The sequence below is a fragment of the Paraburkholderia sp. DHOC27 genome (assembly GCF_003429005.1).
Classification (GTDB): Bacteria; Pseudomonadota; Gammaproteobacteria; order Burkholderiales; family Burkholderiaceae; genus Paraburkholderia.
Genome location: NZ_QVQV01000002.1, coordinates 737,999 through 757,360, shown reverse-complemented (window position 1 = coordinate 757,360; position 19,362 = coordinate 737,999). Strand labels below are relative to the sequence as shown.

General features: G+C 62.2%; 16 protein-coding genes. 3 read left to right on the top strand and 13 right to left on the bottom strand.

From position 1 onward, the window contains the following. Positions 1–2: 2 nt before the first annotated feature. The 3 genes from D0B32_RS11545 to D0B32_RS11535 form a co-directional block, all read right to left on the bottom strand. Positions 3–920 carry a MotA/TolQ/ExbB proton channel family protein gene (locus tag D0B32_RS11545; protein WP_117334057.1) on the bottom strand — a complete coding sequence of 306 codons (918 nt, stop codon included), beginning with the start codon at positions 918–920 and terminating at the stop codon, positions 3–5. Positions 921–995: 75 nt separating this feature from the next. Then, positions 996–1,706, bottom strand: coding sequence for an energy transducer TonB (locus D0B32_RS11540; protein ID WP_117334056.1), 711 nt, complete (start codon positions 1,704–1,706; stop codon positions 996–998). An 856-nt stretch (positions 1,707–2,562) separates the two neighbouring features. Beyond that, positions 2,563–2,910, bottom strand: a complete 348-nt coding sequence (locus D0B32_RS11535) for a DUF4148 domain-containing protein (RefSeq protein ID WP_117334055.1) — start codon at positions 2,908–2,910, stop codon at positions 2,563–2,565. Between the two features lie 346 nt (positions 2,911–3,256). On the opposite strand from D0B32_RS11535, the gene D0B32_RS11530 reads away from it, so the two are divergent. From D0B32_RS11530 to D0B32_RS11520, 3 genes are all read left to right on the top strand, one after another. Beyond that, complete coding sequence (locus D0B32_RS11530; RefSeq protein ID WP_117334192.1) at positions 3,257–3,934, top strand: response regulator transcription factor; 678 nt, start codon at positions 3,257–3,259, stop codon at positions 3,932–3,934. Positions 3,935–4,072: 138 nt separating this feature from the next. Continuing rightward, positions 4,073–5,368: a HAMP domain-containing sensor histidine kinase gene (locus D0B32_RS11525; protein WP_117334191.1), complete on the top strand. Its 1,296-nt coding sequence runs from the start codon at positions 4,073–4,075 to the stop codon at positions 5,366–5,368. Positions 5,369–5,406: 38 nt separating this feature from the next. After that, positions 5,407–6,105 carry a response regulator transcription factor gene (locus tag D0B32_RS11520; RefSeq protein ID WP_117334054.1) on the top strand — a complete coding sequence of 233 codons (699 nt, stop codon included), beginning with the start codon at positions 5,407–5,409 and terminating at the stop codon, positions 6,103–6,105. 79 nt (positions 6,106–6,184) lie between these two features. On the opposite strand, the gene D0B32_RS32520 is transcribed toward D0B32_RS11520, so the two are convergent. From D0B32_RS32520 to D0B32_RS11475, 10 genes are all read right to left on the bottom strand, one after another. After that, positions 6,185–6,352, bottom strand: a complete 168-nt coding sequence (locus D0B32_RS32520; RefSeq protein WP_181969785.1) for a hypothetical protein — start codon at positions 6,350–6,352, stop codon at positions 6,185–6,187. Positions 6,353–6,374: 22 nt separating this feature from the next. Next, positions 6,375–6,647, bottom strand: a complete 273-nt coding sequence (locus D0B32_RS11515) for a DUF4148 domain-containing protein (RefSeq protein ID WP_117334053.1) — start codon at positions 6,645–6,647, stop codon at positions 6,375–6,377. A 232-nt stretch (positions 6,648–6,879) separates the two neighbouring features. Then, the gene (locus D0B32_RS11510; RefSeq protein WP_117334052.1) at positions 6,880–8,325 is read right to left on the bottom strand and encodes an efflux transporter outer membrane subunit; all 1,446 of its coding nucleotides are present in this window, start codon (positions 8,323–8,325) and stop codon (positions 6,880–6,882) included. Beyond that, the gene (locus tag D0B32_RS11505) at positions 8,318–9,550 is read right to left on the bottom strand and encodes an efflux RND transporter periplasmic adaptor subunit (RefSeq protein WP_117334051.1); all 1,233 of its coding nucleotides are present in this window, start codon (positions 9,548–9,550) and stop codon (positions 8,318–8,320) included. Before D0B32_RS11505 ends, D0B32_RS11510 begins: the two co-directional genes overlap by 8 nt. Continuing rightward, positions 9,540–12,803 carry an efflux RND transporter permease subunit gene (locus D0B32_RS11500; protein WP_117334050.1) on the bottom strand — a complete coding sequence of 1,088 codons (3,264 nt, stop codon included), beginning with the start codon at positions 12,801–12,803 and terminating at the stop codon, positions 9,540–9,542. Before D0B32_RS11500 ends, D0B32_RS11505 begins: the two co-directional genes overlap by 11 nt. A gap of 266 nt (positions 12,804–13,069) precedes the next feature. Next, positions 13,070–13,744 (bottom strand): response regulator transcription factor, encoded by a 675-nt coding sequence (locus D0B32_RS11495; RefSeq protein WP_117334049.1) that lies wholly within the window; start codon positions 13,742–13,744, stop codon positions 13,070–13,072. 25 nt (positions 13,745–13,769) lie between these two features. Continuing rightward, on the bottom strand, positions 13,770–14,693 hold the full coding sequence (locus D0B32_RS11490) for a LysR family transcriptional regulator (RefSeq protein WP_117334048.1): 924 nt from the start codon (positions 14,691–14,693) through the stop codon (positions 13,770–13,772). Positions 14,694–14,982: 289 nt separating this feature from the next. Further along, complete coding sequence (locus D0B32_RS11485; RefSeq protein WP_117334190.1) at positions 14,983–15,345, bottom strand: hypothetical protein; 363 nt, start codon at positions 15,343–15,345, stop codon at positions 14,983–14,985. Between the two features lie 223 nt (positions 15,346–15,568). Next, positions 15,569–16,021 carry a GDP-mannose mannosyl hydrolase gene (locus D0B32_RS11480; protein ID WP_117334189.1) on the bottom strand — a complete coding sequence of 151 codons (453 nt, stop codon included), beginning with the start codon at positions 16,019–16,021 and terminating at the stop codon, positions 15,569–15,571. Positions 16,022–16,163: 142 nt separating this feature from the next. Continuing rightward, positions 16,164–18,266, bottom strand: a complete 2,103-nt coding sequence (locus D0B32_RS11475) for a hypothetical protein (RefSeq protein ID WP_259294962.1) — start codon at positions 18,264–18,266, stop codon at positions 16,164–16,166. Positions 18,267–19,362: the final 1,096 nt, after the last annotated feature.

Sequence of the window (19,362 nt, the reverse complement as noted above, 5' to 3'; positions counted from 1 at the left end):
ATTTACCCCGCTTGTTCGACCAGCGTCGCCTTCTGACCTGCTACGGCACGCTTTGCTTTCTTGCCGCCAGCCAGCAGGACGGTGTGCAGCTGGGCACCGAAGCCACGCACACGTTCCATCACCGACTTGTTACGACGCACGAGGAAGTTGTAGCCGAGCACTGCAGGCACAGCCACTGCCAGACCGATAGCGGTCATGATCAGCGCTTCACCCACCGGACCTGCCACCTTGTCGATCGATGCCTGGCCAGCAATACCGATAGCCGTCAGCGCGTGATAGATACCCCACACCGTACCGAACAGACCAACGAACGGAGCCGTCGAGCCGACCGTACCGAGGAAGGCGAGGCCGTCCTGCAGGCGGTTCGAAACGTTGGTGATGGCGCGGTCCACCGAGACGTCGATCCACGTGTTGCGATCCACGGCTTCGAGGAGGGCTTCGTCGTGGTGTTCGCCTGCTTCGATCGCGGTTTCGGCGATGAAGCGGAAGGGCGAGCCTTCGTCCAGCATCTTCGCGCCTTCAGCCAGCGACGGCGCGGTCCACAGCTGCTCGTCCGCGCTCTTGAAGCGGCGGTTGGCACGGTACTGCTCGAAGAACTTCGTGATCATGATGTACCAGCTGCCCATCGACATGATCACCAGCAGGATCAGCACGAAGCGCGCGACGAAGTCGCCGTTCTTCCAGAGGGCGCCGAGGCCGTAGGGGTTGTTGACCGTTTCCGAGGTAGCCGGTGCCGGCGGCGGCACAGCCTGGTCGGCCGGTGCCGATGCAGCGGCAGCCGTCGGCGCAGCGTCGGCTGCCGAGGCGGCAACCGTTGCGTCGCTAGCTTGTGCAAAGGCCACTTGCGGTGCAACGAAAGTCGTCGCCGATGCGGCGATCAACATGCTTGCCGCCACTGCGGCGAGAGAACGCTTCTTCATGTCTGCTCCAGTTCATGCGTTGAACTTGTACAACGTGACTAATAAAACGCTACCGGTACCGCTCGGTTCGTGGGCTCAGTTCAGGTTAAACGAGAACGGAACCTGGACACGGACCGGTTGGCCTTGGGAAACGCAACTAAACTTCTTTACCGCATTGAACGCCGCACGATCGAGGGAAGAATCCTCTGACGACTTTGCGACGCGCTCATCCGTAATATGGCCCTGCGGATCGACTACGAATTCAATGAGAACATCGCCCGTGACGTTGTTTTCCTGCGCTTCCTTCGGATAGACCACGGATGAACGGACCTGATCGGAGTTCGGGCATGCCACGTCGACCTGTGCGCTGACCGGTTTGGCCGGCGGAGCAGGCGGTGCGGCCGGAGCCGGCGGCGGCGCGGGTTGTGCCACGACCGGTGCAGCCTGGTGCGTAATGGTGGGCTGCGGCGGCGTCGGCACGTTCACTTCCGGCGGCGGCACGAACGGCGGCGGCGGCGGCGCGAACTTCGGCGGCGGCAGTTGCACGACCGGCATCGGCGGCGGAGGCGGCGGTTTCACCGGCTCGATGATCTTGGTTTCGATCGGATGCTGAATGACTTGCACCACCTTGGTGGCGAGGCCATTGAGCAGTGCATAGATCAGCACTATATGGAGGACGAGAACGGCGGCGATGCCGCCAAAGCGGCGTACGGGATTCTGCTGCTTTTTCCCGAACTCGCGCGGGCGCCCGGTTCTGTGAACCGGGGCTGTTCCCGCCGGAAACTGCCCTTCAACTTTCGTTACCACCTTTGTTCCTCCCGGCGTGAACCGCCCATTTCCGTGACTACAGCGTTCTTGCTACGTCGAAACATTGCTGACTTCTGCCCAAACATGGGGCGCGAAAAACATTCTTTGGACTCCAGATGGGATGTCACCGTATTCGCTCGCGATTCAAGCTTTCAAGGCTTTCGGCCCGTCTGAGCTTCAGCGTGGCGACGGCGTGTCGTCTCCGTACTGGAGGCGCAAAGCGCGTGCCCGCCTTGAATAGAGTCTGGTCGGTCCGCGGGGATGAGCGGAGTCGGCCAAAGGTCTATCTGCGTAGAAGTACTAATAGACGATATGTAGTGCATCCCCTTCATTTCGGCGCAGGCTGCGACGGCTGAAAACACGCACTAACTTCACACGTTTTTCATATTCCGGCACTAGCGCTCGGCTATCTTTCCTGCGACGGAACGATATCAGTTCAAAATCGCGCGTCAAACTTTTTTTGATGGGGGCATACTGTGTTTAGAGGATGCGCTCTAAATGGATTGCGCAAACGCGGGGAATTTTGCCTCCGGGAATGAATCGTGGCGCGATTCGTTCCTCTGCGGTGCGATGCCTAATGTTTTTGTAATCTGATGAAGGCTCGTTTTAATCCGTATTTGCATGGCGACCGCCTGACCGGCGACCGTTTGCAATAAAAACAGGCACCAGCCGCAATTGCAATGCGGCGAGATTCTAAAACAGATTGGTGAACTGTGCGCGCACGCGTTGTGCCTCATGGCGAGGCAGCGGGGAACTGCGGGGAAGGGCGTAGAAGGAGCGCGCGACAAGCGACATACAAGCGGCACAGAGGCGGCACGGCAGGGGCGCGCGAGAAGGCGCCCCCTGATGCCGCCCATCAACTGGCCTGGTTCGGAGCCGGCGACGCCACCGGCGCGGCCGCATTGCCATTGTTGACTGAGTTAACCGGTTGCGCAGGCAAGCAGTCGGCTCGATATTGCGCCTGCAGTTTCGCCTGCGCGGCTTCGATATCGGCGGGGTAGTCGGCATTGTCCACGCCAGGCATATAGCCTTGCGCTTCGAGTTCAGCCAGTTCGCGCATCAACTGCTTATGGGTGACTTCGCCCTTGAGCGGCTTGAACGGATAGCTATTGCATTGATGCGGCGTGAGATGCGGCGCCGCCATCGCCGACGTGCTGCCGGCAAGCATCAAAGCCATCAATACGGTGCGGGTCGTGAGTTTCATGGTTGCCATCCTGTGAACGTTGAACCACCGTCACCCCAAAGGGCTGCCGGGATGGAAACAGGCTAGGGGATGGGCGCTACCGGATCGGCGTCAGCACAATGAAGCTTGTTTCATCTGCGGGCCGCGCGCCGCGAACTTAAATTTTTCTTCATGCAGGCGACGCGAGTCGGTTAAAGGCGCGCGCGTAATGTCGAGCCTCACATGGGCTTCATGCGCGCCGGCACGGGCCGGGCCGCCCGAACCCGCACTCAGCCCCAGGCCGGATATGGCATCATGTACCTCCACGGATAACCTCTCTCGCGCCCCGCTCAAGCACGCTGGGCTTGCCGCGACGCGCGAAATGATCATGTCGCGAGTGTTGACCATCGAAGACGACGAAATCACCGCGAATGAAATCGTCGGTGAACTGAAAAGCCGCGGCTTTAGCGTCGATTGGGTCGCGAACGGCCGCGACGGCATGGCGCGCGCCATGAGCGACGAATACGACGTGATCACGCTCGACCGCATGCTGCCGGGTGTCGACGGCCTCACCATCCTCACCACCATGCGCAGCATCGGCATCCAGACGCCGGTCTTGATGCTGAGCGCGCTGGGCGACGTGGACGAACGCGTGCGGGGCTTGCGCGCAGGCGGCGACGACTACCTCACCAAACCGTTCGACCCCGAAGAGATGACCGCGCGCCTGGAGGTGTTGTTGCGGCGCAGTCAAACGCCCACGGCACCCTTCGAAACCCTGCTGCGCGTCGGTCCGCTCGAACTCGATCTGATCTCCCGCAAGGTGCAGCGCGACGGCGCCGAGATCGTGCTGCTGCCCACCGAATACCGGGTGCTCGAATTCATGATGCGCCACGCCGGCCAGACCATCACCCGCACCATGCTGTTCGAAGCCGTGTGGGGCTATCACTTCGATCCGGGCACCAACCTGATCGACGTGCACATGGGGCGCCTGCGCAAGAAGATCGACCCGCCCGGGGTCAAGCAACTGATCCAGACCGTGCGGGGTTCGGGCTACATCCTTGCCTGAGCAGACCACCGAGCAGACACTGAGCGGACCACCTTGACGGACACCTCCTTCCCTGCGCAATCCGCCTTGGGGCGTCGCTGGCATTCCAGCACGTTCCGCCTGATTACGGTGTATGCCGTGATTTTTTCCATCTCGGTGATGTCGCTGCTGGGCCTGATCGGCGCCGCGGTGACGGGCGACATGGAGCGCGAAACCGATGTCGTGATGGAGTGGCAGTTCATCTACTTCGATTCCATGCCGCATTCCGAACTCGCCGACGCGATTCACCGGCGGCTCGAACACGAGCGCATGCACACGAATTACTACGGCCTGTTCTCGCCCACCGGGCAGTTGATTGCCGGGGACGTGCTCAGTCTTCCGCCCGGTCTGCCGCACGACCGGCGCGGCGTCACGTTGCAGCATACGTTGCAGATCCAGGGCGGCGAGCCGTCGCCGGTGGTGCGCGCGATGGCCGAGCAACGCCACGACGGCGAAACGCTCGTACTGGCGCGCGACCTGACCCACATCCTGCGGATTCGCGAAACCATCATCAATGCGCTGATCGGCGGCGGCGTGCTGTGCCTCGTCGCGGGTGTGGTGGGCGGTCTCGCGTTAAGCGTGCGGCAGGTGCAGCGCCTCAAGGCGATCCGCCGTGTCACCCTGGGCATCGCCCAGGGCGATCTCGCCCAGCGTCTGCCCATTGGCGGGCGCGACGAAATCGACATGCTCGCGCATCTGGTCAATCACATGCTGGAAGAAGTGGAGCGCCTGATGAACGAAGTGAAGGGCGCCTGCGACGGCATCGCCCATGATCTGCGCACGCCGCTCGCGCATGTGCGCACCTTGCTCGGACACATCGCCGAACGTGCCGAGACGGGTGACGATATCGCGTTGTCGACGCTGGTGGAGCGGGCCCGTTCCGAGACCGACGCTTTGCTGGACCGCTTCCGCGCGATGCTGCGCATCTCCGAGATCGGCACCTTGCAGCGGCGCGGTGGCTTCGGCGAGGTCGAGCTGAAGACCCTGATCGACGAAGTGGCCGAGCTTTACGAGCCGCTCGGAGAAGCGCGGGCGATCCAGTTCGTGGTCGAGGCCGAGGCGGTGCCGCCCATTCACGGCGACCGGGCCTTGTTATTCGAGGCCTTCAGCAATCTGCTCGACAACGCCTTCAAGTTTTGTCCCGACGGCAGCACAGTCAACATGACACTCAAACAGACCGCCGACGGCCCGCTCGTGACGATCGCCGACAACGGGCCGGGCATTCCCCCCGACGAACGCGAGGCGGTGCTACAACGCTTCTATCGCGGCGAAAGCACGCGCCATCTGTCGGGTTCGGGGCTCGGCCTCAGCATCGTCTCGGCGGTGTTTCGTGTGCATGATTTCACCATGCATATCGGCAATAACGCACCGGGTACGCGGATCAGCGTGGAATGCTGGTCGAGGACGCTCGCATGAATCCGGCGATCTTTTTCACTGCGCGAAGCGGAGGCTGAATGCGCATTCTCTTCGTCGCTACGCCGCATCCTGAATCCGCCTGGCTCTTCAAGGCATTGCAGGAGAGCGCACATAGTTTGCAGCGCGCCGATGATCTGCGCGACGGCGCCTTTCTGGCAGGCCAGGAAGCGTTCGACGTGATCGTGGTCATGTCGCTCGATCCCGGCGCGTATCCGGCGTTGCTGGCGGCCTTGCCGCAGTTCGTCGAAGCGGGCAGCGGCGCGGCCATCGTCGCGGTGCTGGGCCAGTCCGGCGCGCAGGAACGTGCGCGTGCGCTGCGTGCCGGCGCCGATGCCTGTTTTGGCCAGCCGTATTCGTTCATCGAAATGCATGAACGGATGCAGGCGCTGCGGCGCACGAGTGCTTCGCGCGTCAGCCGCGATCAGCCGGTGGCGACACCCACCGCGATGACATTGGCACTGAATCCGCACACCCGCGAGCTGATGGAAGGATCGCGCCGCGTGGAAGTGACGCGGCGCGAATATCTGCTGCTCGAATGCCTGATGCGCCAGATCAATGCACCGGTGCCGCGCGATCAACTGATTCGCTATGCGTGGCCGGAAAAGGAAGACGTGGACCCATCGAGCGTCAATCTGGTGGTATCGCGCCTGCGTCGCAAGCTGGCGCAGCATTTGCCGGAAGTGCGGATCGAAACGATCAGCCGCTACGGCTATCAGATTGCGATGACGCCGCGTTAGCGGCAAGTGCGGCCAACAAGCCGCGCGAATGTGCAGCAAGCGGGCGCGCTGACCCAGCAGGGCAGCGCGCTCGTTGCGTTCATGAGCCGAAGTAGATGTTGCAGAAGCTGGCGGGTCCCACACAGCTATTGGCCGAGCTGTTGGCGGCCTGCGGGCCCGGCCCCGCGCAGCCGGCCAGCAGCGCACTCGCGGCGGCCGCCGCGAGCGTCCAGGCAATGGAGCGTTTGAGCACAGAACGGACTTTCATGAGTGCGCCTTTGCCAGACGTGTCAATGCGCGTAGACCGTCGAGTTCAGGTACGCCAGCTGGCCGTCCTGTTCGGCGTGTACCAGTTCCTGATAGACCTGGGCGCGCGTCTTGCCTTGCGTGGGCTGGCCATACGGCGCAACCCATTGACCTGCCGATTCAGGCGCCTGCGTGGTATTGGCGGCCACCTGGGTGGTTTCCGTTGCCGACGTGTTCGAGGGCGGGTTGCTCTGCGCAAATGCCGAAGCAGTAGCGGTGACGCCAACCAATGCGATAGCGATTGTCAGGGATTTCATTTTGGCATCCTAAAGATAAAAGTTTAAGGGACTCAATTCGGGGCTCAGTACGAGGTTCAGGCACCGCGGCGCGAATCGCGAATCCATTCGTCGTCCGGCTAACTAGAAGGATAGTCGCCGGGCTTTAGCGGATCGGTGGTAAGAAAGTGAAAAGAAATTTATCGGCGCGACGTGCGAAACGGCTTGCTGGCAGGGCATTCGGCCCTGCGCTGTCGAATACTTAAAAGCTTTTTCATGAAGCCGCCGAGTCGACACCCCAGCCGCCGCCCAGTGCCTGGATCAGCCCCACGGAGGCGAGCAGACGCCGCGTGTTGACCTTCAGGGCGAGCGTTTGTGTGCTGAGTTCGGTGGTCTGCGCCGTTACTACGTCCAGATAGCTCACTGCGCCGTCCTTGTAGCGCGACATGGAGAGCTTCAGCGTACGCTGCGCATCGACCAGCGCTTCGTTTTGCTGGGTTGCCTCGTCGCCCAGGTGATGCAGTTGCGCGAGATTGTCTTCGACCTGCTGGAAGGCGAGCAGTACCGTTGCCTTGTACGTCGCGCCGTTCTCGGCCAGCTTCGCGCGTGCTTCCTGGGTCATCGCTTCGCGGCGGCCACCGTCGAACAGTGTCATCACGAGGCTCGGGCCGATCGACCAGATCTCGTTCGGCGCCATGATCCACGGCGACAACGTATCGCTCTGGAAACCGCCATCGAGCCCCAGCGAGACGTCCGGGAAGAACGCCGCTTTCGCTACGCCAATCTTCGCATTGGCTTCGGCGACGCGCCGTTCCGCTGCGGCGATGTCGGGCCGCCGTTGCAGCAATGCGGCAGGCAGGCCGGCCGGAATCGACGGCAGATACGCGAGGCCAACCGCGGGCGCGAGAGAGAACGACGAAGCCGGCACGCCGGTCAACGAGGCAATGGCGTGCTCATAGAGCGCGCGGCGCGCCTTGACGTCTTCGGCCGAGGCGCGTGCCGAGGCAAGCTGGGTTTGCGCGCGGGAGACGTCGAGGTCCGACGCAATGCCACCGGCGTGCCGGCTCATCGTGAGCTTCAACGCGCGTTCATAGGTGGTGATGGTGTCGGCAAGCAGTTGCTGTTGCTCGTCCAGCCCGCGCAGATTGAAGTACGCATCCGCGAGGCTCGCCTGCAGGCTGAGCCGCACCGAGGCGAGATCGGCGTCGCTGGCTTGCGCCGCCGCCTGACCCGCCTTCACTTCATTGCGCACCTTGCCCCACAGGTCGAGGTCGTAATTGAAGCCGACGTCCACCGTATTCGAGCCGTACACCGACGGCTCGCCGCCGCCGCGCAACGGCCGGTTGTCGGATTGCCGGTTGCTCGACACATTGGCGTTCAAGCCGATAGTCGGGAAGAGGCCGGAGCGCGCCTGGTCGAGATACGCCGCAGCCTCATCGTGGCGTGCCACGGCAGCCGCCACGTTCGGATTGGCCTTGGCTACCTGCACTTCGAGCTGGTCGAGCTGCGGGTCGCGGTAGACCTCCCACCAGGCATCACGGGGAATCTGATCGGCCGGCTTCGCGAGTTGCCAGGCGCCGCCTTCCTTGAACGCCGTGGGTGTCGCCGTGGGCGGCACTTGATAAACCGGCGCAAACGAGCAGCCGCTAAAGAGCGCGCTGACCGCGAGCGCGACGCATGCCGTGCGCCTGAATCGGAATCTGCGCGCAGCCTTAACCATGAACCGGCTCCCGGTGCCGTTGTGCACGTTGCGCAAGCTGGGCGGCCGGCGTACTCGCGACGTTGGTGGCGTGCGGGTCGGACAAACGTACGGCGTCGCCCGTAGCGATCGAATCCGGCGGATTGTCGATCACGCGGTCGCTGGCATCCAGACCCGTGCCGATCTCGACCTGCGTGCCGAGGTCCGTAGCGATGGTGACGGGCTTCAGGACCGCGTGGTTGTCCTTGTCCACCACCGCGACCTGTAAGCCGCTCTGGCGGAAAATCAGCGAACTGGCGGGGATCAGCAACGTGTGCGGATTGGTTGGCATGGCGAAATGAACTTCCGTGTATTCGCCAGGAATCAGCAATCCGCCTTGATTGTCGACTTCCAGTTGCACGAGCAGCGTGCCGGTGGATGCCGTGATCGAATCGTCGGTATCCACGAGTGTGGCGTTGAACTTCGCGCCTGGGCGTTCGGGCACCGTCAGCGTCGCTGTCATGCCGGGCTTGATGGCCGCGGCGTCGCTTTGCGGCACGTTGACGTAGACCCGCAGTTTGTTCGCGTCCGACACGGTGAAGAGCGCGTTGCCCTGACCGCCGCCCGCGTCGATCAATGCGCCGATATCGGTCTTGCGCGCGGTCACGATGCCGTCGAACGGCGCCGTGATGCGCTTGAACGACTCCAGCGCTTCGAGGCGGTTCACGTTGGCCTGGGCGGCGGCCACTTCGGCCTGCTTGGCGGAGAGGTCACCGGATTTTTCGTCGCTGGCCTGCTGCGAGACGGAATCTTCCTTGAGCATCTGCGTCCAGCGCGCGGCCGTCGAGGCCGCGAGCTTCTCGTTGGCTTGCGCCGTCTGCAGATCGGCCTTCGCCTGCAACAGTTGCTGATCGAGGTCCGGCGTGTCGATGATGCCGAGCAGTTGCCCGGCTTTCACATGCGTGCCGATATCCGCGTACCACGCATGCAGATAGCCGGGCACGCGCGCGTAAATGGGCGCGTTGACGAAAGCCGACAGGTGGCCCGGCAGGATCAGCGTCTGGGTCGCGCCCTGCGGGCTCGGCGTAAACGCCGCCACGGTGGGAACGGCCTGTTCGGCCGACCATGTGGTCATTTCCTGTGTGGCGTGTACCCGGCTCAGGATGCCGGTCGTCACGATGCCGGCGGCGGCGAGCAGCACCACGATGCCGACCAGCTTCAGATGACGCAAACGCTTCGGAGAACTGATCTCGATCTCAGTGGACATGGAGCACTCCAGATTCGGAAGAGGATTGGTCTTGATCTTGATCCTGGTCTTTCACGGGCGGGTGCCTTGCGGCATCGTTGCGGTGAACCAGGCTGAACACGACGGGCACGAACAGCAGCGTCGCGAAGGTTGCACAAATCAAACCGCCGATCACGGCGCGGCCGAGCGGGGCGTTCTGTTCGCCACCGTCGCCGAGGCCGAGCGCCATCGGCGCCATGCCGATGATCATCGCGAGCGCGGTCATCAGCACCGGGCGAAAGCGCGTAAAGCCGGCTTCCATCGCCGCCACCAGTGCGTTGCCCGTGACCGCAAGCCGTTCGCGCGCGAAGCTCACCACCAGAATACTGTTGGCGGTCGCCACGCCCATGCAGAGGATTGCGCCCGTCAAGGCCGGCACGGAGAGTGGCGTATGGGTGGTGAACAGCATCCAGACGATGCCGGCCAGCGCGGCGGGCAACGCGGTGACGATCACGAAGGCGTCGCTCCACGAGTGGAAATTCACCACGATCAACATATAGATCAGCACGATTGCGCCGACGAGGCCGAGCAACAGTCCAACGAAGGCGCTGTTCATGGTCTGCACCTGGCCGCGCAAGGTGACGACGGTGCCTTTGGGTACGTCTTTCGCCGTGGCATGCAGGATGTGCTGGATATCCGTGGCCACTGCGCCCAGGTCGCGGCCCTGGGTGGTGGCGAAGACGTCGTAGAGCGGTTCGATGTTGTAGTGCGAGACCACGGCGTCGCCCACGCCCCGTTCGATCGTGGCGATGCCGCCGAGAATCTGCGACTGGCCGTCCTTGCTGGTCACCGGCAGATTGTTCAGCGCGGAGAGCGATTCCATCCGGTATTGCGGCGTCTGCGCGACGATGGGATACGACACGCCATTGCGCGGATTCAGCCAGAAAGTCGGCGACACCTGGCTCGTGCCGGAGAGGCTCGCCACCACCGAGTTGGTCACGTCGTCTTCAGTGATGCCCAGTTGATCCGCACGCGAGCGATCCACGGAGACGGTGAACTGCGGATACGTCGAGGCCTGCTGGATGCGCGTATCGGCAATGCCCGCAATCAGCCGCATCCGGCGCATCACTTCATTCGCGTAGCGACGATTGCCCGTCTGGTTCGGTCCTGCCACCTGCAGATCGATCGGCGCCGGTGAACCGAAGTTCAGGATCTGGCTGACGATATCCGCCGGCAGGAACGAGAAGGTCGTACCGGGAAATTCGCGCGGCAGCAGCTTGCGCAGCGTCTTCACGTAGTCCGCAGTGGGCGCATGATTTTCGTTCAGCGCAATCATGATGTCGCCGTCTTGCGGTCCCGTCACGCCGCTGTTGTTGTAGGTGAGGTTGATACCGCTGTTGGGCAAGCCGATGTTGTCGATGATGCTGCGCAGCTGGTCCGGCGGAATCACGCGGCGCACGGCGTTTTCGACGTGATCGAATTCAGCGGCCGTGTCTTCGATGCGCGTACCAATAGGCGCACGCACGTGCAGCGTGATTTCGCCCGAGTCGATATTCGGAAAGAAGTTGCGGCCGAGCCACGGTGCGAGCAGGAACGATGCGCCCACCACGATCAGAAAGCCCACCACGAAGCGTTTGCGATTGGTGAGTGCAAGGCCGAGCACGATGCGATAGACACCGCGCACGCGTTCGAAGCGATGTTCGAAGCCACGCTGAAAACGCACCAGCGGATTGCGCGAAGGGGCAGCCGTGTGATGGCCGCCGTGTGTGTCCATAGCGGCGGCGAGTTCGCCGGACGCGTGACCGCCCGACACGTGCGGGCGCAACAGATACTGCGCGAGCATCGGCACGAAGGTCCGCGACAGCACGAACGAAGCCACCATCGCGAAGATGACGGCCTCGGCCATCGGCACGAACAGGAAGCGCGCGATGCCGTTCAGCAACAGCATCGGCACGAACACGATGCAGATACACAGCAACGACACGAACGCCGGTCCAACGATCTGCGCAGCGCCATCCATGATCGCGCTGCGCACGTCCTTGCCCTGCTCCAGGTGCCAGTTGATGTTTTCGATCGTGACGGTGGCGTCGTCCACCAGAATACCCACGGCGAGCGCGAGGCCGCCGAGGGTCATCACGTTGAGGGTTTCGCCCATCGCCGAGAGACCGGCAATCGCGGCCAGCACGGCAAGCGGAATCGAGGCCGCGATGATCAGCGTGGAGCGCCAGCTGCCGAGGAACAGCAGAATCATCAACGAGGTGAGGGCGGCGGCGATGATGCCTTCGCGCGCCACACCGCTGACCGCGCCTTTGACGAAGGTGGACTGGTCGCCCATCGTGACGAGCTTTAGGCCGGGCGGCAGCGTCTCTTCGATGCGCGGCAGTTGTGCCTTCACGCCAGCAATGATGTCGAGCGTCGAGGCCGAGCCGTTCTTCAGAATACTCATCAGCACGGCGCGATGGCCGTCCACCCGCACGATGTTGGTTTGCGGCGGATAGCCGTCGCGTACGTGCGCCACGTCGCGGATATAAATGGTGGCGCCATCCTCACTCCTGATAGGCAGGTTGTTGAGTTCCTGCAACGAGAGCGGGCTGTTGTTCAGCGTGATGTTGTATTCGAAGCGGCCGATTTTCTCGGTGCCTGCCGGAATGATCTGGTTCTGCTGCGCGAGCGCATTGGCCACGTCCTGCGCGGACAGCTTCTTGGCTTGCAGCGCCTGCGGATCCAGGTCGATCTGCACTTCACGGGTCTTGCCGCCATACGCGGTCGGAATGGCCACGCCAGGCACGCTCAATAGCTGTGGACGAATGAAGTTGGTCGCGTAGTCAGCGAGCTTCTGTTCGTCCAGCGTATTGCTAGTCAGTGCCAGTTGCAGCACCGGCACCGTCGACGCGTTGTAGTTGAGAATCTGCGGCGGCGTCGTGCCGGGTGGCATCTGTTTGAGCACGGTCTGCGATACGGAGGTGACCTGGGCGGTCGCCGTGCGGATATCCACCGTGGGCTGGAAGAAGATCTTGACGATGCCGTAGCCGCGGAACGATTGCGACTCGATGTGCTGCACGTCGTTCACCGTGGTGCCGAGCGAACGTTCGTAGTAGGTGACGATGCGCCCGGACATGTCGTCCGGTTGCAGACCGGCGTAGTTCCACACCACGCTGATCACGGGAATGCGGATGTCCGGGAAAATATCCGTTGGCGTGCGCAGTGCGGATAGCGGGCCGATTGCGAGAATCAGCAACGCCAGCACGATGAACGTGTAAGGCCGCGTTAAGGCAAGCCGGACTATTTTTAACATCGAAAGCTGCTCCGTTCGGGGACGCGAATCACACCGCGTACGTAAGGCGGTCAGGGCAAGTACGGATGGTGCTTTGCCCGCTGTCGGTATTCTGGAGAGCAGCCCCTAACAGGCGGCGACTAAAAAAATGAAACAACTTTTAGACAGGCAACATGCTGCGCAAAACGACGTTGCAACGGCGGATACGACGCAGGCATGCTCATGTGCGTGCAAATGTGCGTTGCGTTTTTCTGAGGGCGATAGAAACGTGGACTGCGCGTGAAGCTTCAGCCGAACAGATAACCCGAGCCGCGAATCGTGCGAATGAGCGGCCGTTCACCTGGCACATCGACCTTCTTGCGCAGACGTCCCACATGAACGTCGATCAGGTTGGTGCCCGGATCGAAGCGGCAGCCCCACACGGCTTCGAAAATCATCGTGCGTGTGAGCACCTGGCCCGCGTGCCGCATCATGAATTCGAGCACGCGAAATTCGGTGGGCTGCAATTCGAGTTCACGTTCGCGGTGCGTGACGCGCCGGCGCACGAGGTCGAGTTGCAAGGCGCCGGTGCGCAGCACGGCGTCGCCTGATGCCTGGCGGGGGCGACGGCGCAACAGCACTTCGATGCGCGCAAACATTTCTTCAGCGGAGAAGGGCTTGGTCAGATAGTCGTCGCCGCCGGCGCGCAAGCCCTGCACGCGATGGTCGACGTCGGACATCGCACTCATCACCAGCACCGGCGTTTCCATGCCGACGCCGCGCATGGTGGCGAGAATCGTGAGGCCGTCCAGATCGGGCAGCATGCGGTCGAGCGTCACGATGTCGTAGTCGCCCGCCATCACCTTGGCCATCCCTTCGCGACCGGTACGCGCCACTTCGACGGTAAAGCCGTGCGCGCTGAGCGTGCGTGCGATGTCGTCCGCGATCATCTCGTCATCTTCGATGGTTAGTATTTTTGGCATGATTCGCGAGGATTAGACGGTGCAATCAGGCAACAGCGCGCAGCGTGACGGGTTTGTCCGGCGCGCGATACTGGCTCACCGCGAAGTCGATGAAGCTGCGCACTTTCATCGAAAGGTAGTTGCGGCCGGAATAGAGAATCGACACGTGCCGTGGGCCGCCGTTGACTTCGTAGGGTTGCAGCACCGCCACCAGCGAGCCTTGCTGAAGATCGTCGCTGACGAACGGCAGCGGCAGCAATGCGATGCCCATGTGATTGAGCGCGGCGACGCGCACCATGGCGCTGCTGGTCGCGGTCAACGCGCTGCCGGTGCCAACGCGATACACGCCCTTGGCATCGGCGAATTCCCAACTGCGCGAGGTGCCGTCAGAGACCGTCAGCAGTCCGTGGCGGCTCAACTCGGCGGGCTCGCGCGGCGTGCCGTGGCGCGCCAGATAGGCAGGCGAGGCCACCGTCACTTCTTCGATGCTGGTGAGCGTGCGGCTTACGAGGGTCGAGCTGGCAAGACGCCGCTCGTCGGAGAAGCAGACGTCGAAGCCGCCCTCGACCATGTCGATGTGCGTATCGAACGTGGTGATGTCGAAATCGACACGCGGATGCATCGCACGGTAAGCCGCGAGCAGCGTGCCGAGGCCAGATGTAGCGAAGGTCATGGGCGCGGCAATGCGCAAGGTTCCGCTCGGATCGCGGCTGGTCTGCACGAGGTTCGATTCCATCTCATCGAGTTTCTCGATGATGGTCCGGCAACCGTTGAGATACTCGCGGCCCACTTCGGTCAGCGACAAACTGCGCGTCGTCCGGTTGAGCAGGCGCATATTCAGATGAGCCTCGAGCATGCTGACGCTGCGCGTGACAGCGGCGGCGGACATACCCAGTTGCCGCGCCGCCAGATTGAAACTGGCGAGATCGACGACCCGTGTGAACACCCGCATGGCTTGTAGCTGGTTCATGGTTATAACGCCCGGATGAGGAGAATGCGTGCATCATGGGCGGTCACGGGTAAAACGGCACTGCCAGCTTGATTAAGTCTTTTTTAACTTGCTGCAATGTTCATGAAGTCTGCGCTGCGAGCAAAAAAAAGCGCGGACAGAGCCGCGCTTCTAAGGAGATTTTCTTGAACTAGTCCGCAGTGATGCGGACGAGGCAGTATAGGTTGGCACTGTGCTGAAGTGCGCGCGTGAATTGAAAGTCTGTCCTGCAGGTTTTGCAATAACGCGGCCGCTCGTGGTGGAGCCGCGTCTAGTTCATCAACGCGTGACTCTCTTCGAGTTGAGCGAGATGCTTGCCCAACGCCTCGTGCAGCTTGGCAAGACTTGGCGTAGGCAACGCAAAGCCGGCCCAGCCCAGACCCGAATGACGCATGAACAGCACGGCGCCTTCATAGAGCGGATGCTTTTCGGTGTGCCAGCAGGGATCCATCTCGATCACATACTGATGCGTGCGCGAGGGCTCTTTGGCAATCTCCGGACGCATGGACGCGCGAATCAGCGCGAGACGCTCGATCACGGCATCCACTTCTTCGGCGCCCAACACCACATGGCGTTCGTCGATGGTGACGTCGACCGCGTGGGTGCCGTACTCGTTGATCATTTCGATGGTCATCGTCATGCTGCGACTCCTCATACCTGACACGATGGGCCAAGTATGGAGCGAGACCACGGCCGGATGTCTGAAACAGCGCGACTGTTTGATGAAACTTTCTTTAAGGAGCGCGCGGACTGAGCTATGACGAAACCCTTACGCTGAAAGGCGTGAGGAAGCTTGAGAGAAAAAACGCTGGAAAGAAAGCGCAAAACGCGAAGTGCCAGCAGACACGACCCGCCGTCTAGCGGAAATACGCCTTGGTGTTTTCGTGCACGTCCGGGCAGGCGAGCAGTTCGGCCGGTGCCATCCAGATGTAGTCGCTATGCTGCTCGAAGCGGCCGACTCGCGACGTGTCACGCAGCACGAGCATGTAGCCGAGCACCACGTAGTGCGTGGAGATATCCGCCGCGCCCGCGAAATTGTCGTCGTAGTGATGTTCGAACACACCGCGAAAACACGCGCTGTGCTGCGTCATGTTATCGAGCCCGAGCTCTTCGCTGACAATCCGGCTAAAGGCGCCGTTCAGCGTTTCGTCCTTGCGGATGCGGCCACCGGGCACGAACCAGCTACCGAGCGCCGGACGGTTGACGCGGCGGCCCAGCAGCACACGGCCGTCGCTATCCACCACGATCAGGTCGATCGAAATGAGCGGCGTGAGGCGGACGACGTCGAGAAATTCTGGTCGGGCAAGCATGGTCTCGTTTTTCAGGTTCTTCACGTTCGGCACGCACGGTCCGGTCGATACACAGACGGATTGAGTCTAACGTCTCGCGCCGCCGCGCCACATTTCGCATCCCTGCCAAATGCGCCGAACTCTCTGCACATCAGGCCAAACGCTACTGCGCGACATAACCCGCAGGTGTGGTGACGTTCGCTTTCGCCACGGCGGCGTTGGTGGAGATCACATAAACAGGTGCTTCACTCAGCGCGAGCGTGACGACACCGTCCTGATACGTCTGCGTGGAAGCGTTGCCCATCATGTCGAGCACCGTCACCTGGCCGGCAGTGCCTTTCGCGTCGACGCGCAGGGCGTAGGGCACCTGGTAGGTCGAACTGAAACCCTTGCTCGCGTTCCAGACCGCGTTGTCGTGGGTCCAGAGCGCGGTAATCACGGCGCCGTTATTCAACTGCTGAAACGCGTACGCATAGACGCCGGCGGGCACGCCGTTGACGGGGCCAAGCGTGTTGGTGCCGTCGATGATGCGGGTCATCGCGGCGGTCGCCATGGCCGCGGGTTTGGGACTGATAGACGACGGGCCGAAGGCGCCTTGCGGATTGCTCAGTTCGAAGAACAGCCCGTAGCCGATCTGGCCGGGAAAGTCGTTCATATAAAACAGGTAGGTGACGTCCGCGCCCTCGCCGAGCAGGATCAGGTGCGTGCGCGCGACGACTGCGCCTTGCGCATACAACACGTTCGGCGTGGGGTAATGGGCGCCGTACTGCGTGCCGATATCGTAGCTGATGCCGGTTTCCGTCACGAAGAGGCGCGCGCCGGGATGCAGCGTGCTGGCGATCTGGCGGCGCAGCGCGCGCATGGTGGCGGGCAGCGACTGCGCCGCCTTGCTGGCGTCGCTGTCGCCGTCCAGGCGCTCGGGGGGATGGGACGGCGAGGTGCCGATATCGTAGTAGCCGTGAATCGACACGCCGTCGAGATATTTGGCAATGCCGAGCGGCGTCAGCCGTTGCAGCCACTCCGTGTTGGTGGCCACCGACGCGTTGGTGGTGCCCATGATGATGGCGTCCGGGTCGGTGGCGTGAATGGCCTGCCAGGTGGCGCGATACAGCGCGACCAGGTTGGCGTCCGTATCGCGCCACGGCAGGCCGCTGTCGTAATCCGGCTCCCAGGTCACCTGATAGTAGTTGTGTGACTGTTTCGGAAAGCGCTCGGTGCGGACGTGATTCGACTCCTGGCCGACCCGGTTCAGGAAGCTCTGGTAGGCGGGCAACGAGACCGGCAAATAGCTGTGCGTCTCTGTATGCGTCGGACTCGCCCAGGCGGGAATACCGTCGAGCTGGATCAGACGCATCAGGTCGCCGGGCTGGAAAAACGACGCGAGTGGGTGCGTGCTGGCGTCGAAAGTATTGGGGCCCTTGGGCTCCATCATGTACCAGTTGCGGTTGTCGTTGACCCAGCGCAGGCCGAGATCCGGATAGAGCGGCCGGTAGCCGTCGCCGTCGCAGCAATGCTGGCCGGGGGCAAGGTACGCCGCGCCCTGGCCGCCAAAGCGGTGCAGATCTTCGCGTGCATAGGTGGGCGGGGTCAGCACCGCGGACACATCCGGCAGCACGCCGAAGCTCGCCATGCCGGCGGGCCGCGTGCCGCGTGCGGGCAGGGTCGTGCCCGCGGAAGCGAGGGTCGCATTGACCGCGAAGTATCCCGCGAGGGTCGACGTGCATTTGAGGGCGACGGTGTGCGAACCGGCTGTGACCTTGAAGCGCCCGGACGCTTGCACCTTGTCCCATGCGTCGACGATCTGCCACGTGAGCGTGTCCGCGTTTTGCGTGCGCGTGGTGAAGGCGAGCGTAAGGGGATGGTCGAGCGCGAACATGCGGGTGCCGTCGCTGCCCGGTGTGTCCGCTTCGAGCGGGGCGCCTTCCGTTGGCGCGTTGCTGGGCGCGCCGGGCGCGCCGCAGGTTAGCGTGCCGTGGTTGCGCGTGTCAGCGGCAGAGGTGGCCGCGGTGGCCGCGGTGGCCGAGGCTGCTTCCGGCGAGATGGCCGCAGCCGACGCAGCCGGAGCAGCGTTCGCGGCATCCGTGGCCGCCCGCGCGGTCTCGTCACGCGGACCACAAGCGGTGATTGCGAGCGCAACCATCAAACGGAGTGCCGCGTCGCGGGCCACCCGCGTTACCGGCGTCACATGCGTGCGCCACGCGCCGGGCTGCGCCGCGCGGCGCGCCCCGGCTGCGTCCTGTGTGCTGGCCGCGAAGTCTCTCTTCATCGAACCGGTCCTGTGCGCGACCCCGCGCGCCTCGCTCGTTCCCCGCGCTGTGCCGGGCGCCGAACCAATCGTTCGGGCGCCACGGGCAGAGCCGCAGCGTAGTGTTATTCCGCCCGCCAGGCGTGACGTTGAGGATCAGCATATCGGCTGCCGCCTGTCCGTCCACGCCAAATATCAGGCGCGATATGCATGTTTTCGGCGGTTTCAATGTGCCGGCGCCTGCAAGCTTTAATTGGCACCATTGGCAATTGATGCAAGCCTGCAATCTTCTAACGGATTGCCTGCGAGCCCGATTTATACCGCCTTAACGGAGGCTCATGAAGTCCGCCGCATCGGCTTTCCGGCGGGCTTGGTGGGTTAGCCCACAAAACCAGTCTAATAGGGCTATAACGCCAGTTGTATTTACCTCGCCAGTTAAAATATGATGAAGCCGAAATCGACGCAAAGCCAATCGGACCATTGTTTCAAGGTTGAATCAATTCCGGAGGGGGTGTAAGGCGCGGTAATCCGGCCAGAAATCTTCGTCGCGGTTGAGGACAAGGTATCCCGGAGATCGGTAAAAATTAACCCGCCTATTTTGATGGATCGTTTTCGCAATAGATTCGCCGGAATTCACTTTTGGAGTTCACCTTTGAAACGTTTTTGAGGTTCCAGGCGTGTTCTGTGGGAGGGTAATTGCCGCAATCCCATACCACACGGTCCCTGGAACGAAGTGTGCGTTGTTGCGACGCATCATCATTATCACAACAGGCCGTCGTACGAGGATGCCCACCAGGGATATCCCTCTCATGCAGTGCAACATCGCCCATTGCGCGGCGATTTCGCCTGTCGTACCTGCCTGCATCCGCTCGATCGATTTGTCGATTTGTCCGACGTTTTAATGCCGTCTTTAAATCGTCGGCTAAATGACATTAATCGGCCGAGCGGTAATTTAGTCCGGTGCCTGTAACAGTCGTACCCAATTTCTGATTTGCGAATTTGCATATAGCGACGCAATCCGCCAACACAGCGCGTATTTCCGTCACTATCGGTTTCAGCGGTTAGCACATAGCTATGATGCACCGCAATGAGATTAAAAAATTCAGAAAATCAGACG